The sequence below is a fragment of the Trabulsiella guamensis ATCC 49490 genome, from assembly GCF_000734965.1.
GTDB classification, from domain to species: domain Bacteria; phylum Pseudomonadota; class Gammaproteobacteria; order Enterobacterales; family Enterobacteriaceae; genus Trabulsiella; species Trabulsiella guamensis.
This window is the reverse complement of sequence record NZ_JMTB01000031.1, coordinates 26,041-40,943: the sequence shown is the minus strand read 5'-3', so window position 1 is coordinate 40,943 and position 14,903 is coordinate 26,041. Positions and strand designations below refer to the sequence as shown.

Sequence of the window (14,903 nt, the reverse complement as noted above, 5' to 3'; positions counted from 1 at the left end):
CCAATATTGTGGCGCGCTCCCTGCGTGCGGCGGGTGGCAGTGCAAAAGATAAAATTCATGTCGCCTATGGTTACGGCCTGTTTACCGGTGGTCTGGGGGCGCACTATGGTGCGGAACGCCTGGGCGCGACGGTGATCCCGATGTCCGGCGGCCAGACCGAGAAACAGGCGCAACTGATCCGTGATTTTCAGCCTGACATGATCATGGTGACGCCATCCTATTGCCTGAACCTGATTGAAGAGCTGGAGCGGCAGATGGGCGGTGACGCCAGCCAGTGCTCCCTGCGCGTTGGCGTGTTCGGTGCGGAACCGTGGACCTGCGCAATGCGTAGCGAAATTGAGCGCCGTCTCGGCATTACCGCGCTGGATATTTATGGCCTGTCGGAAGTCATGGGGCCGGGGGTGGCGATGGAGTGCATCGAAACCACGGATGGCCCGACTATCTGGGAAGATCATTTCTATCCGGAAATCGTTAACCCGGACGACGGTACGCCGCTGGATGATGGCGAGCAGGGCGAACTGCTGTTTACCACCCTCACTAAAGAAGCGCTGCCGGTGATTCGTTACCGAACCCGCGATCTCACCCGTCTGTTACCCGCCACCGCACGTTCAATGCGGCGTATGGACCGTATCAGCGGTCGCAGTGATGACATGCTGATCATTCGTGGAGTCAATGTCTTCCCGTCACAACTGGAAGAGGAGATCGTTAAGTTCGAGCATCTGTCGCCGCATTACCAGCTGGAGGTGCATCGTCGCGGGCATCTTGATTCACTTTCGGTGCGCGTGGAGCTAAAAGAGAGCAGCCTCAGCCTGTCGCATGAGCAGCGCTGCCAGGTGTGTCATAACTTACGTCATCGCATTAAGTCGATGGTGGGCATTTCGACCGACGTCACCATTGTCAATTGCGGCAGTATTCCGCGCTCTGAAGGCAAGGCCTGCCGGGTCTTCGACCTGCGTAAAGTTGCCGCTAACGGGTAATCACTGTTATGCCCCTCGCCTGACGGTGGGGGCAATATGCTATGATTCATCCAGGATAAAAAAGATAAAAGAATGAATCAGATGAGCAGACTTGACGTGTTTATTCAACAGGCAGTCTCTTCCGTACCCATCAGTGGGACGTCGCTAATTTCGTCGCTGTATGGTGATGCGCTGTCGCACCGCGGCGGCGAAATCTGGCTTGGCAGCCTGGCCGCATTACTGGAAGGGCTTGGTTTTGGCGAGCGCTTCGTGCGCACCGCGCTGTTTCGCCTTAACAAAGAAGGCTGGCTGGATGTCGATCGCGTCGGGCGTCGCAGCTACTACCGGCTGAGCGATAAAGGCTTGCGTCTGACGCGCCGCGCGGAGGGTAAAATTTACCGTGCGGAACAACCGGCCTGGGACGGCACATGGCTGTTGCTGCTGTCAGAAGGGCTGGATAAATCCACGCTCGCGGATGTAAAAAAACAATTGATCTGGCAGGTTTTCGGCACGCTGGCGCCGAGCCTGATGGCGTCGCCATCGCAAAAACTGGCCGATGTGCAGGCGCTGTTGCACGAGGCGGGCGTAGCGGAAAACGTGATCTGTTTTGAGGCGCACTCGCCGCTGGCGATGTCGGTGGCGGCCCTGCGCGCGCGGGTGGAAGAGTGCTGGCAACTCAGCGAACAGAACATCATGTACAATGCGTTTATCGACTCTTTCCGGCCACTGTTGCCGCTGTTGCGGGAGGCTGCGCCAGGCGAGCTTACCCCTGAGCGTTGTTTCCATATCCAGTTACTGCTGATCCATTTTTACCGCCGCGTGGTGCTGAAAGACCCGCTGCTGCCCGAGGTGCTGCTACCCGCGCACTGGACCGGGCAGGCGGCGCGGCAGTTGTGTATTAATATCTATCAACGTGTCGCCGCTGGCGCGCTGGCCTGGGTGAGCGAAAAAGCGGAAACCTCGGTTGGTGAATTACCGCAACCGGGCAGTCTGTTTTATCAGCGCTTTGGTGGCCTGCATTTCAATTAAGGAGGCGTGATGCCTGTCTATCAAATCGATGGTCTGACGCCAGTGGTGCCTGAGGAAAGCTATGTGCATCCCACGGCGGTGCTGATTGGCGATGTGATCTTAGGTAAAGGTGTCTATGTTGGACCGAACGCCAGTCTGCGCGGCGATTTTGGTCGCATCGTGGTAAAAGACGGTGCCAATATTCAGGATAATTGTGTAATGCATGGCTTTCCGGAGCAGGACACAATAGTTGAGGAAGACGGGCATATCGGCCACAGCGCAATCCTGCATGGGTGTATTATCCGCCGTAACGCGCTGGTGGGTATGAACGCGGTCGTGATGGACGGGGCGGTCATCGGCGAGAACAGCATTGTCGGTGCTGCAGCGTTTGTGAAAGCAAAGGCCGAAATGCCGGCCGACCATTTGATTATCGGTAGTCCAGCTAAAGCTACCCGCGCGCTGAGCGAGCAGGAGATAGCCTGGAAAAAGCAGGGCACACGCGAATATCAGGTACTGGTGGAACGTTGCAAGTTAACCCTGCATCAGGTGGAACCGCTGCGCGAAGTCGAAGCTGGTCGTCAGAGACTGGTATTTGATGAGAATTTGCGGCCGAAGTCAGCCTCTTGAATGCGGCGGCTTAATGGTAACGCGGAAACATTGGGGAAATAAAACCCCTCCCACCGGGCGGTGAGAGGGGGAGATCTTAAGCAGCGACGAAGCTGTCAATAGCCAGTTTTGCGTCAGACTGCGCTTTCGCTGCCACTTCCGGACCGTACGCCACGCCTTCGGCGAACACGAAGTTCAGGTCAGTAATACCAATGAAACCAAGGAACAGTTTCAGGTACGGAGCGACCAGGTCGGTCGGGGTATCTTTATGGATCCCGCCACGGCTGGAAAGCACGACAGCGCGTTTACCCGTCACCAGACCTTCCGGACCGTTTTCGGTGTAGCGGAAGGTCACACCGGCGCGGGCAACCAGGTCGAAATAGTTTTTCAGCTGCGTCGGAATATTGAAGTTGTACATCGGTGCGGCGATCACGATAACATCATGCGCTTTCAGTTCAGCAATCAGCTCGTCAGAGAGCGCCAGTGCTTCCTGTTGACGCGGGGTCAGCGGCGCATCGCCCGGACGCATAGCACCCACCAGTTCACCATCCAGAACGGGAATCGGATTGGCAGCCAGGTCGCGAACGGTGATGTGGTCAGCCGGATGCTGCTCACGCCATTGTTCAACAAAATAGTCGGTCAGCTGACCAGATTGTGAGTACCCTGCCAGAATACTGGATTTGAGAACTAATACTTTGCTCATGGGTGATTCCTTAATTATCAGATTGACGGGCCCGTGCCCTGTTGCTTGATGACACTTTATTCACAATCCTGCCACATGGATAGCGCAATATATCGAAGTCATTGTTCGAAATTATTGAACAAGAGACGAAAAGCGCGAATGTGGTACTCTATAACGAACAATGACGTAAGCCTTTTTCCGGCAGTGCGCTGCCCGATAACACTATGACAGAACAGAATAAACTCACCGTCGCTTCCCTCCACCACCAGCTTGATGGTCTGATGCTGCGCGATAAACAGCGCTTTGCCCGCCGTCTGCAGGGCGCGAAGAAGGTTAAAAATCCTGAAGCGCAACAGGCCATTTTCCAGGCGTTGGCCAAAGAGATTGAACAGGCAGCCGGTAAGGTCCTGCTGCGTACCGCCGCGCGTCCGGATATTACGTATCCGGACAACTTGCCGGTCAGCCAGAAGAAAGAAGACATCCTCAGGGCTATTCGCGACCACCAGGTGGTGATTGTGGCAGGGGAGACCGGCTCCGGTAAAACCACACAGCTACCAAAAATCTGCATGGAGCTGGGGCGCGGCATTAAAGGTTTGATTGGTCATACTCAGCCGCGTCGTCTGGCAGCGCGGACGGTGGCTAACCGTATTGCCGAAGAGCTGCAGAGCGAGCCGGGCGAGTGCATCGGCTACAAAGTCCGTTTCAGCGATCGCCTCAGCGATAACACCATGGTCAAGCTGATGACCGACGGTATTCTGCTGGCGGAAATCCAGCAGGATCGGCTGTTGATGCAGTACGACACCATTATTATTGATGAAGCGCACGAGCGCAGCCTGAACATCGATTTTCTGCTTGGCTACCTGAAAGAACTCCTGCCGCGTCGCCCGGATCTGAAAGTAATCATCACCTCCGCGACTATTGATCCGGAGCGTTTCTCACGTCACTTTGACCATGCGCCAGTGATTGAAGTCTCCGGGCGCACCTATCCGGTGGAAGTGCGCTATCGGCCTATCGTGGAAGAGGCGGACGACACCGAGCGGGATCAGTTACAGGCAATTTTTGACGCAGTGGACGAACTGAGTCACGAAAGCGCTGGCGACATTCTGATTTTCATGAGCGGCGAGCGTGAAATTCGTGACACCGCGGATGCCCTGGCTAAGCTGGAACTGCGCCATACGGAGATCCTGCCGTTGTACGCACGGCTGTCGAACAGTGAGCAAAACCGCGTGTTCCAGCCCCACAGCGGGCGGCGGATCGTACTGGCGACCAACGTTGCTGAAGCGTCGCTGACGGTCCCGGGCATTAAATATGTGATCGATCCCGGAACGGCGCGCATCAGTCGCTACAGTTACCGTACCAAAGTTCAGCGGCTGCCGATCGAGCCGGTCTCTCAGGCATCGGCAAACCAGCGTAAGGGCCGCTGCGGACGTGTTTCGGAAGGGATCTGTATTCGTCTCTATTCGGAAGACGATTTCCTGTCACGCCCGGAATTTACCGATCCGGAGATCCTGCGTACCAACCTTGCATCCGTCATTCTGCAAATGACAGCATTGGGTCTGGGTGATATCGCGGCATTCCCCTTTGTCGAGGCGCCGGACAACCGCAACATTCAGGATGGCGTACGGTTGCTGGAAGAGCTGGGGGCGATCACCACGGATGAACAGCAAACGGCGTATAAACTGACTGCCATGGGGCGTCAGCTCAGCCAGTTGCCGGTGGACCCGCGTCTGGCGCGCATGGTGCTGGAGGCGCAAAAGCATGGATGTGTGCGTGAGGCGATGATCATCACCGCGGCGCTATCGATTCAGGATCCGCGCGAGCGCCCGATGGATAAACAGCAGGCTTCTGATGAAAAACATCGTCGTTTTCACGATAAAGAGTCCGATTTTCTGGCCTTCGTCAATCTATGGAACTACCTCGGCGAACAGCAGAAAGCGCTGTCGTCGAATCAGTTCCGCCGCCTGTGCCGCACCGATTTTCTCAACTATCTGCGTGTACGCGAATGGCAGGATGTTTATACCCAGCTGCGGCAGGTGGTGAAAGAGCTGGGCATTCCGGTGAATAGTGAACCCGCAGAATACCGCGAGATCCACCTGGCGCTGTTAACCGGCTTGCTGTCGCACATCGGCATGAAAGATGCCGACAAGCAGGAATTTACCGGCGCGCGCAACGCCCGCTTCGCCATCTTCCCAGGTTCCGGTTTATTCAAAAAGCCGCCGAAATGGACGATGGTCGCCGAGCTGGTGGAAACCAGCCGTTTGTGGGGCCGCGTGGCTGCGCGGATTGAGCCGGAATGGGTTGAGCCACTGGCGCAGCACCTCATCAAGCGCTCCTGGAGCGAAGCGCACTGGGAGCGGGCGCAAGGGGCGGTGATGGCGACAGAAAAAGTCACCCTGTACGGTTTGCCGATCGTCGCGGCGCGTAAAGTGAATTACAGCCGGATCGATCCCGCGCTGTGCCGCGAGTTATTCATCCGCCATGCACTAGTGGAAGGCGACTGGCAGACCCGCCACGCCTTCTTCCGCGACAATCTGAAACTGCGTGCGGAGGTCGAAGAACTGGAGCATAAGTCACGCCGTCGCGACATTCTGGTGGATGACGAGTCGTTATTTGAGTTTTACGACCAGCGTATCAGCCACGACGTCATCACCGCGCGCCACTTTGACAGCTGGTGGAAAAAGGTCAGCCGCGAAACGCCCGATCTGCTCAATTTTGAGAAGAGCATGCTGATCAAAGAGGGCGCGGAAAAGGTCAGCAAGCTGGATTACCCCAATTTCTGGCATCAGGGCAATCTGAAGCTGCGTCTGAGCTACCAGTTTGAACCCGGTACTGACGCTGACGGCGTTACGGTACATATCCCGCTGCCGCTGCTCAATCAGGTCGAGGAAGGCGGTTTTGAGTGGCAGATCCCGGGACTGCGTCGGGAGCTTATCATCGCATTGATTAAATCATTGCCGAAACCGGTACGCCGCAATTTTGTTCCGGCACCGAACTACGCAGAGGCATTTTTAGGCCGTGTTACGCCGCTGGAGCTGCCATTACTGGATGCGCTGGAGCGTGAACTACGCCGCATGACAGGGGTTACTGTTGACCGGGAGGACTGGCACTGGGAGCAGGTGCCCGATCATCTGAAAATGACTTTCCGCGTGGTGGATGAGAACAATAAGAAACTTCAGGAAGGCAGTAGCCTGACGACGCTGAAAGACGAGTTAAAAGGGAAAGTTCAGGAAACCCTGTCTGCGGTAGCGGATGACGGTATAGAACAAAGCGGGCTGCACATCTGGAGTTTCGGCACGCTCGCAGAAAGTTTCGAGCAAAAACGGGGCAATTATAAGGTCAAAGCCTGGCCTGCGCTGGTTGATGAACGCGACAGCGTGGCGATTAAGCTGTTCGATAACCCCCAGGAACAGCAGCAGGCAATGTGGCGTGGTTTACGCCGTTTATTGCTGCTGAACATCCCGTCACCAATCAAGTATCTGCACGAAAAATTGCCCAATAAAGCCAAGCTGGGGCTCTATTTCAACCCTTATGGTAAAGTGCTGGATCTGATTGATGACTGTATCTCCTGTGGCGTTGATAAGCTCATTGAGCGAGCAGGCGGCCCTGTCTGGACGGAAGAGGGCTTTACCGCGCTGCATGAGAAAGTTCGCGCCGAGCTGAACGACACAGTTGTGGAGATTGCTAAGCAGGTGGAGCAGATCCTCACCACGGTCTTCAACATTAACAAACGACTGAAAGGGCGCGTGGACATGACTATGGCGCTCGGAATGTCGGATATCAAAGCGCAGATGGGCGGTCTGGTTTACCGCGGGTTTGTTACCGGCAACGGTTTCAAAAAACTGGGTGATACATTGCGTTATTTGCAGGCGATTGAGCGTCGTCTGGAAAAACTGGCGATTGATCCGCACCGTGATCGCGCGCAAATGCTGAAAGTGGAAAGCGTACAGCAGGCCTGGCAGCAGTGGCTTAACAAACTGCCGCCAGCGCGCCGTGATGATGACGACGTGAAAGAGATCCGCTGGATGATTGAAGAGCTGCGCGTCAGCTATTTTGCGCAGCAACTGGGTACGCCGTACCCGATTTCCGACAAGCGTATTCTGCAGGCGATGGAGCAGATAAGTTAAGTATCCGGGCGCGGTTGTGGCTTTCGGAGTGATCCCCTGTGCTGAGAGGATGCATGCGTTACCCTGTGGTTTCAATGTGGGAAGAAGGAAAAATTATGTTGACGAACTTTCCGGAATTACCCGAATCAACGCTGAATGCTGCGAATACCGTTGGCGCGTGGCTGGCGCAGAATGACTATCATCCTCGTCCGCGACCGGGCGAGGCGGATCTGGTGGTGCTGAACGGCAACGCGGTGATCCCAACGATTGATGCCGCCTGTCAGTTGGTTGCCAGTGGCGAACAAACGCTGCTGATAAGCGGCGGTATTGGTCATTCGACGACATTTTTGTATGCAGCGATAGCCCGCCACCCGCGTTACAACAGCATCCGCACGACCGGGCGCACGGAAGCAGCGATCCTTGCCGATATTGCTCATCAGTTCTGGAACATTCCCCGCGAACGTATGCTGGTGGAAAGTAAATCGACGAACTGCGGGGAAAACGCGAAATTCACCCGCGCGATGATGGAAGAGACCGGTATTCATTGTCAGGAAGGCATCGTGGTGCAGGATCCGACCATGCAGCGGCGTACGATGGCGACTTTTGCCCGTGTCTGGCACGACAGCGCCAGTGCGCCGGTGTGGAAAAGCTATCCGGGCCTGACACCGGTATTGCGCAATAGCGAGCAGGGAGTGTGTTTCAGCGGCGACAGCACCGGGTTATGGCCGGTAGAACGCTTTCTGTCGCTGATCCTCGGTGAACTCCCCCGTCTGCGTGACAATGCACAAGGGTATGGCCCACGCGGCAAAGGGTTTATCAGCCATGTGGATATTCCTGCTGAAGTGGAGGACGCCTGGCAGCGTTTGCATCATGATGCATTGCTGGTGGAGGCATTGAAAAGCCGTGCGCTGATGTGATCCTGCGGAAAAAATGCGGATGGCGCAGGCCATCCGCAGGGGGCTTACAGTTTCGCGAATTTATCCAGCACGCGAATCAGTTGTGTCACAAAGCCATATTCGTTGTCGTACCAGGAGACCGTTTTCACCAGTTGCAAATCACCGGCCTCGGTGATCTCGGTTTGTGTGGCATCGAAGATCGAACCGAAATGTGAGCCAATCACATCAGAGGAGACGATCTCTTCCTCGGTATAACCGAACGATTCGTTATTTTCCGTCGCTTTTTTCAACGCCTGGTGGATCTCATCTACGGTTACTTTTTTATCCAGAATAGACACCAGTTCGGTGACAGACCCTGTTTTCACCGGAACGCGTTGCGCATGGCCTTTCAGTTTGCCACTCAGTGCCGGGATCACCAGACCAATGGCTTTCGCTGCGCCAGTGGTGTGTGGAATGACGTTTTCTGCTGCCGCGCGCGAGGCCCGGAGATCTTTACCACGCGGGCCATCAACCAGTGCCTGGGTGCCGGTATACGCGTGAATGGTGGTCATGGTACCGATTTTAATACCAAACGCATCGTGCAGGGCTTTCGCCATCGGCGCCAGGCAGTTAGTGGTACAGGACGCAACCGAGATAATCGTGTCGCTGGCGTCCAGAGTATCGTCGTTAACGTTGTAGACGATGGTTTTCATTTCACCCGCCGGGGCGGAAATCAGTACTTTTTTCGCGCCTGCATCAAGGTGTGCTTTGGCTTTGTCTGCTGAGGTGTAGAAGCCGGTACATTCGACGATAATCTCAGCGCCCACCGCTTTCCACGGAATGTTTTTCGCCTCTTTTTCGGCATAGACGGTGATTTTTTTTCCATCGACAATCAGCGCATCTTCAGTGAAATCGACGCTCCACGGGAAGGGGCCGTAGTTGCTGTCGTGTTTGAGCAGATAGGCTAACACTTTCGGGGAGGTTAAATCGTTGATGGCAACGATGTCCGCCGTGCTTTTGACTTCAAGAATACGGCGCAGGACCAGACGTCCAATGCGACCAAAACCGTTAATACCAATTTTACTCATGGATCTTCTCCTTCATAACTCAACGAGTCGATAATAGTGCACTTCACCAGGCTTAGTTCACGAAATGGAAATGAGCAACCAGTAAGTGGCAACAGACTGAAACTGTTTGAAAATTGGTACAGAAAAGTTAATGAATTATTAAGAAAAGGCCGTTATGTTAGTCCGGCAACTTCATTCAGCGAGATAACGTTATGCGTGACAAATATTCAGGCTTACAGATTGGCCTTCACTGGGTAGTTTTTTTACTGGTCATCGTGACTTATTGCGCGATGGAACTGAGGGGATTTTTCCCACGCGAGTATCGGCCGGCGTTTAATATGGTTCATGTTTCCGGCGGAATTTCAATTCTCGTGTTGACGGTAGCGCGTCTGTTGATACGCCTTAAGCGTCCGGCGCCGCCGATTGTGCCAAAACCCAAACCGATGATGACCGGGCTGGCGCATCTCGGGCATCTGGTGATTTATCTGCTGTTCCTCGTGCTGCCGGTGATTGGCTTCGTAATGATGTACAACCGCGGTAATCCTTGGATCGCCTTCGGTATTTCGATGCCCCACGCCGCAGCGTCGAACTTTGACCTTGCCGATACGCTGAAGGAGTATCACGAATTTCTGGCGAACCTCGGCTACTGGGTGATCGGCCTGCACGCCGTGGCGGCACTGGCGCACCACTACTACTGGCGTGATAACACGCTGCTGCGAATGATGCCGCGCAAGCGTTCGTGAATGTTTTAATGAGGGGGCGGATATTTAACTTTCTCCGAACCCTCATATCCATTCAACATATCTAATAAAAACTTATCGTTCCGAAAACGCAACGCTGCGTCCTCCATTTACGGTCTACCGATTTCCGGCAACTCAACTATGATTTTAATGACTCCAGCAGAACCGCGCAGAATTATGTGCATTGCTGGCAGAAATAACACCGTAATTTTGAAGAGGAAAGGATAATGTCTTCTAAACCGTATGTTCGCCTGGATAAAAACGACGTCGCCGTATTGTTAGTGGATCACCAGGCGGGATTGCTTTCCCTGGTTCGTGATATTGATCCTGACAAATTTAAAAATAACGTACTGGCACTGGCAGATATGGCGAAGTATTTCAATTTGCCGACCATTCTGACCACCAGTTTTGAAACCGGTCCAAATGGTCCGTTGGTACCGGAATTAAAAGAGATGTTTCCAGACGCGCCGTTTATTGCGCGCCCGGGCAACATTAATGCCTGGGATAATGAAGATTTTGTCAAAGCAGTCAAAGCAACCGGTAAAAAACAGTTGCTGATTGCCGGCGTAGTGACCGAAGTGTGCGTGGCTTTCCCGGCGCTGTCAGCGATTGAAGAAGGGTTCGACGTATTCGTGGTAACCGACGCGTCAGGCACCTTTAACGAAATTACTCGTCATTCCGCATGGGATCGTATGTCGCAGGCTGGCGTTCAGTTAATGACCTGGTTTGGCGCGGCATGCGAACTGCATCGCGACTGGCGTAATGATATTGAAGGTCTGGCAACGCTGTTCTCAAATCATATTCCTGATTATCGTAACCTGATGACCAGCTATGATAAACTTGCCAACAAATAACCCATGAATTAATCAGGCTTTCCGCTCAATGGCGGGGAGCCTGTCTTCTTTTTATTCCTCCGCTCTTCCTTAAACCTCAATTATTTAATAAATTCTTACATACAGGCAGAATCCGCCTAAACTGAACAAAAGAATCATTTCACTCAGTGACAAGTACTGGCGATGTCGGCATTCCGAAGCGAGAGAGACCCTCTGCTTCAGATAACGCTGTCCGGGGAGTGGTAAAACATTTAATACCCTGCGGGGGAGAAAGTGATGAGATCCTTCAGTCTGCGCTACACAGGCGACAACATTCTTTTTCCTGCACTGGAACAAAGTATGATGGCTGTGGTGCTGATTAATGAAAAGGATGAGGTTCTTTTTTTTAATCGGTCGGCGGAAAAACTATGGGGATATCAACGCCAGGAGGTACTTGGAAAAGATGTCTCCGGGCTGGTGCCGTCTTATTTAAAAGGGATCCATTCCGGTTTTATTAGCCACAACCGCGAGGGGGGCGAAGCGCGGGTCGAAGGCATGAGTCGCGAACTGCTGCTGGAACGTAAGGACGGCAGCACCGTCTGGACGCGTTTTTCGCTGTCGAAAGTGGATGTTGGTGGCCGTCTGCATTATCTGGCACTGGTTCGGGATGCCAGTATTGATATGGAACGTCAGGAACAACAGCGCCTGCTGATCCTGGCGGTAGACCACGTTGACAGGCCAGTCATTGTGCTGGATACCGGACGGCGCATCGTGCAGATGAATCGCGCTTTTACCGATATGTTCGGTTATAGCATGAAAGAAGCCGCCTCCCAGACCCTGGATAGCCTGCTCAGGCTGGATGAACTTTCATCGACCGATAACCGCGAGCGTTTTCATCGTCTTATCTGGCAGGATTCTCACGATTATGACGAAATCCTGCTGTCAGGCAAAAACGATCAGCAAATCTGGATCAAAGCCTCCACCAGTCCGGTTTACGGGGCGGACAAGCAACTGCAAAACATCGTAATGACCTTTTCGGACATTACAGAGGATTTACGCTTGCGAGAGCTGGAAAAGGACACGCTGGCGGCGATGAGCGGCCATCAATCCTTCCAGGAGACTGGTGAGATAATCTGCCATCACATTGAAAGTATTTTGCCGGGAACGGAAGTCTCCCTGCAGTATCTGCACAATGGCGTCATGTCTCCCTGGGCCTCGTCTCCGACGCTCGATCCGACAACGGAAAACCTTGCCGAGCGCCAGATGTCTATTCGTCGACGTGACGGCATGACCACCGGTTTACTGACGTTCCGATCTCACGGCAGGAAAGAAACGCTCGATTTTATCGACCGTGTTGCTGACATCAGTATTCATCTCTGTGCGCTGGCTATCGAGCAAGAGTACAACCGACTGCAGATAGAACAGCTGGTGCAATTTGATTCACTGACCGGACTTCCTAACCGCAACTACCTGAATCAGCATATCGACGCCATTTTTGATGATCGCGAAGAGCATCGCCCGGCAGTGTTCGCTATCTCCGTGGACAACATTCGCGACGTTATTGATGCGACAGGCTATTCAGCTACCGAACAGGTGGTGATTTTTTTTAGCCAATCGCCTGCTGACGCTTATCGGCACCGAAGCGTTTCTCAGCCGGATAGAAGGGACGCAATTCGTCATTGTTTATACAGACATGGAAATTAGCAACATCACCTGGCTTGCCGAGAAGCTAAAAACCATTGTCGCTGAGCCGGTAGTGATTAACGATCACGCGTTTCATCTGACGCTCAGTATTGGCATTAGCCACGAGCAGACCCGCGATCGCGACTACCTGATTTCCACAGCGCTCAGCGCAATGGATTCCCGTAGTGACGCCGGTGGCACGGGCTGGCGTTTTTTCAATGTCGAAATGAACAAAGTGATCCGCGAACGGGTGCTGATGGGGGCGTCGCTGAAGCATGCCATCGCCGACGGCACGCTGCGGCTGGTCTATCAACCACAGATCTTCGCGGTAACCGGCGAACTGTATGGTTTCGAAGCGCTGGCGCGCTGGCGCGACCCGACCTTTGGCGATGTACCGCCTGACCGTTTTATCGCGCTGGCGGAAGAAAACGGTGAAATCGAAAACATCGGCAACTGGGTGTTGCGCGAAGCCTGTCGGCAGATTGCGCAGTGGCGGGATTTGCAACTCAATGTGCCGACCATCTCCGTCAACCTGTCGGCGCTGCAACTGCGTAACCGTCAACTGGTGGACGTTATCCGTGAAGCGCTCGAAACCTGGTCGGTGCCTGGTGACATGCTGACGATTGAAATCACCGAAAGTGGGATGATGGAGCTGGATAAAGAGATGCTATTGCAGATCCATGAGATCAGAAAAATGGGGGTCGGTCTCTCCATTGATGATTTCGGGACAGGCTTCTCCGGTCTGTCCCGTCTTGCCAGCATGCCGGTCTCAGAAATCAAAATTGATAAAAGTTTTATTGCCAAATGCCTCACCGAAAAACGTCAGAAAGCGCTGCTGGAGGCCATGACCGGAATAGGCAACAGCCTTGATCTCACTGTAGTGGCGGAAGGAGTGGAAAACCACGAACAACTCTCTTTTATGCGCTCCATTCATTGCCCGGTCATTCAGGGGTACTATTTTTCCCGACCACTCCCCGCAGACAGCATTCCCCTGTGGATGCAGGAATCGCTGCCGGAAATCAAAAATAAGCTTTAACGCATTGCCCTACCGAAATGACAGACGGGCATTGCGGTTTGCATGCCCTGGCTGTTCACACTACCATACCCCCGGCACCCTCCAACACTCTATACAGAAAGGGAAGAGACAATATGAAATCACGTGCAGCCGTCGCTTTTGGCCCGGGCCAGCCACTTAAAATCGTTGAAATAGATGTTGCGCCGCCAAAGAAAGGTGAAGTGCTGGTGAAAATTACCCACACCGGCGTTTGCCATACCGATGCGTTCACCCTGTCGGGCGATGATCCGGAAGGCGTATTCCCGGCAGTGCTGGGACATGAAGGCGGCGGAATTGTGGTGGAAGTCGGTGAAGGTGTGACCAGCCTGAAGCCAGGTGACCACGTAATCCCGCTGTACACCGCAGAATGTGGTGAATGCAAATTCTGTAAATCTGGAAAAACCAACCTCTGTCAGGCGGTTCGCGCCACGCAGGGCAAAGGCTTAATGCCAGATGGCACCACGCGTTTTTCCTATAACGGTGAGCCGGTTTATCATTACATGGGCACCAGCACCTTCAGTGAATATACGGTGTGCGCAGAAATTTCGCTGGCGAAAGTGAACCCGCAGGCACCGCTGGATAAAGTCTGTCTGCTGGGCTGCGGTGTGACCACCGGCATTGGCGCGGTACACAACACAGCAAAAGTGAAAGCCGGTGATACCGTGGCGGTGTTTGGTCTTGGAGGCATTGGTCTTGCTGTGATTCAGGGGGCAGTGCAGGCGAAAGCCGGTCGCATCATCGCGGTAGATACCAATCCGGAGAAATTTGTCCTCGCCAAAGAAATGGGCGCCACTGATTTTATCAACCCGAAAGATCATGAAAAGCCGATTCAGGATGTGATTGTTGAACTCACTGACGGCGGCGTCGACTTCAGCTTTGAATGCATCGGTAACGTGAACGTCATGCGCGCGGCCCTTGAATGCTGCCACAAAGGCTGGGGCGAAAGCATCATTATTGGGGTGGCAGGCGCGGGTCAGGAGATCCGTACCCGTCCGTTCCAGCTGGTGACCGGCCGCGTCTGGCGTGGCTCAGCGTTTGGCGGGGTGAAAGGGCGCACACAACTGCCGGGCATGGTGGAAGAGGCAATGGCGGGCAAGATTCGTCTCGACCCGTTCATTACGCATCGACTGCCGCTCGACCAGATCAACGAAGCCTTTGATTTGATGCATGAAGGTAAGTCTATCCGCACGGTTATCCATTTCGGCGATAACTGATTTATCGCGCCAGCGGAGCAATTCCGTTGGCGTTTCGTAAATTAAATGTTGAAGTGTGACCTGTGTAGCGATTTTAGCGGTAATCAAACCCGCTAAACAGCCG

The 14,903-nt window shown here is 53.9% G+C and carries 10 protein-coding genes and 1 pseudogene; 9 read left to right on the top strand and 2 right to left on the bottom strand.

Features of this window, described 5'->3' with window-relative positions:
* From GTGU_RS03235 to paaY, 3 genes are all read left to right on the top strand, one after another.
* A partial coding sequence (locus GTGU_RS03235; protein WP_038154200.1) for an AMP-binding protein occupies positions 1 to 977 on the top strand: 977 nt, incomplete at its 5' end.
* 72 nt (positions 978 to 1,049) lie between these two features.
* Positions 1,050 to 1,985 (top strand): phenylacetic acid degradation operon negative regulatory protein PaaX, encoded by a 936-nt coding sequence (gene paaX / locus GTGU_RS03230; protein ID WP_038154197.1) that lies wholly within the window; start codon positions 1,050 to 1,052, stop codon positions 1,983 to 1,985.
* 9 nt (positions 1,986 to 1,994) lie between these two features.
* A complete protein-coding gene (gene paaY / locus GTGU_RS03225) occupies positions 1,995 to 2,591 on the top strand; it encodes a phenylacetic acid degradation protein PaaY (RefSeq protein ID WP_038154196.1) in 597 nt (198 codons plus the stop codon).
* Between the two features lie 76 nt (positions 2,592 to 2,667).
* Here paaY and azoR read toward each other — a convergent pair whose 3' ends face one another.
* A complete protein-coding gene (gene azoR / locus GTGU_RS03220) occupies positions 2,668 to 3,273 on the bottom strand; it encodes an FMN-dependent NADH-azoreductase (protein ID WP_038154195.1) in 606 nt (201 codons plus the stop codon).
* A gap of 203 nt (positions 3,274 to 3,476) precedes the next feature.
* On the opposite strand from azoR, the gene hrpA reads away from it, so the two are divergent.
* Entirely contained in the window at positions 3,477 to 7,376 is a 3,900-nt protein-coding gene (gene hrpA / locus GTGU_RS03215; RefSeq protein WP_038154193.1) for an ATP-dependent RNA helicase HrpA, read from the top strand.
* Positions 7,377 to 7,471: 95 nt separating this feature from the next.
* Positions 7,472 to 8,272 (top strand): YdcF family protein, encoded by an 801-nt coding sequence (locus tag GTGU_RS03210; RefSeq protein WP_038154191.1) that lies wholly within the window; start codon positions 7,472 to 7,474, stop codon positions 8,270 to 8,272.
* 44 nt (positions 8,273 to 8,316) lie between these two features.
* On the opposite strand, the gene gap is transcribed toward GTGU_RS03210, so the two are convergent.
* Positions 8,317 to 9,318 carry a type I glyceraldehyde-3-phosphate dehydrogenase gene (gap, locus tag GTGU_RS03205; protein ID WP_038154190.1) on the bottom strand — a complete coding sequence of 334 codons (1,002 nt, stop codon included), beginning with the start codon at positions 9,316 to 9,318 and terminating at the stop codon, positions 8,317 to 8,319.
* A gap of 191 nt (positions 9,319 to 9,509) precedes the next feature.
* Between gap and cybB the strand changes: the two genes are divergently transcribed.
* The 4 genes and pseudogenes from cybB to GTGU_RS03185 all read left to right on the top strand — a co-directional run bounded on the left by cybB (position 9,510) and on the right by GTGU_RS03185 (position 14,800).
* Positions 9,510 to 10,040: a cytochrome b561 gene (gene cybB / locus GTGU_RS03200; RefSeq protein ID WP_038154189.1), complete on the top strand. Its 531-nt coding sequence runs from the start codon at positions 9,510 to 9,512 to the stop codon at positions 10,038 to 10,040.
* 224 nt (positions 10,041 to 10,264) lie between these two features.
* Positions 10,265 to 10,891, top strand: a complete 627-nt coding sequence (ycaC, locus tag GTGU_RS03195) for an isochorismate family cysteine hydrolase YcaC (RefSeq protein ID WP_038154187.1) — start codon at positions 10,265 to 10,267, stop codon at positions 10,889 to 10,891.
* A gap of 255 nt (positions 10,892 to 11,146) precedes the next feature.
* Positions 11,147 to 13,568 (top strand): annotated as a pseudogene (gene dosP, locus GTGU_RS03190) (oxygen-sensing cyclic-di-GMP phosphodiesterase DosP).
* Between the two features lie 113 nt (positions 13,569 to 13,681).
* On the top strand, positions 13,682 to 14,800 hold the full coding sequence (locus GTGU_RS03185; protein ID WP_038154186.1) for an S-(hydroxymethyl)glutathione dehydrogenase/class III alcohol dehydrogenase: 1,119 nt from the start codon (positions 13,682 to 13,684) through the stop codon (positions 14,798 to 14,800).
* Positions 14,801 to 14,903: the final 103 nt, after the last annotated feature.

Bases quoted from the DNA above. Each gene is read 5' to 3' on its own strand.
- paaX (WP_038154197.1), top strand. From the start codon at position 1,050: ATGAATCAGATGAGCAGACTTGACGTGTTTATTCAACAGGCAGTCTCT.
- paaY (WP_038154196.1), top strand. From the start codon at position 1,995: ATGCCTGTCTATCAAATCGATGGTCTGACGCCAGTGGTGCCTGAGGAA.
- azoR (WP_038154195.1), bottom strand. From the start codon at position 3,273: ATGAGCAAAGTATTAGTTCTCAAATCCAGTATTCTGGCAGGGTACTCA.
- hrpA (WP_038154193.1), top strand. From the start codon at position 3,477: ATGACAGAACAGAATAAACTCACCGTCGCTTCCCTCCACCACCAGCTT.
- GTGU_RS03210 (WP_038154191.1), top strand. From the start codon at position 7,472: ATGTTGACGAACTTTCCGGAATTACCCGAATCAACGCTGAATGCTGCG.
- gap (WP_038154190.1), bottom strand. From the start codon at position 9,318: ATGAGTAAAATTGGTATTAACGGTTTTGGTCGCATTGGACGTCTGGTC.
- cybB (WP_038154189.1), top strand. From the start codon at position 9,510: ATGCGTGACAAATATTCAGGCTTACAGATTGGCCTTCACTGGGTAGTT.
- ycaC (WP_038154187.1), top strand. From the start codon at position 10,265: ATGTCTTCTAAACCGTATGTTCGCCTGGATAAAAACGACGTCGCCGTA.
- GTGU_RS03185 (WP_038154186.1), top strand. From the start codon at position 13,682: ATGAAATCACGTGCAGCCGTCGCTTTTGGCCCGGGCCAGCCACTTAAA.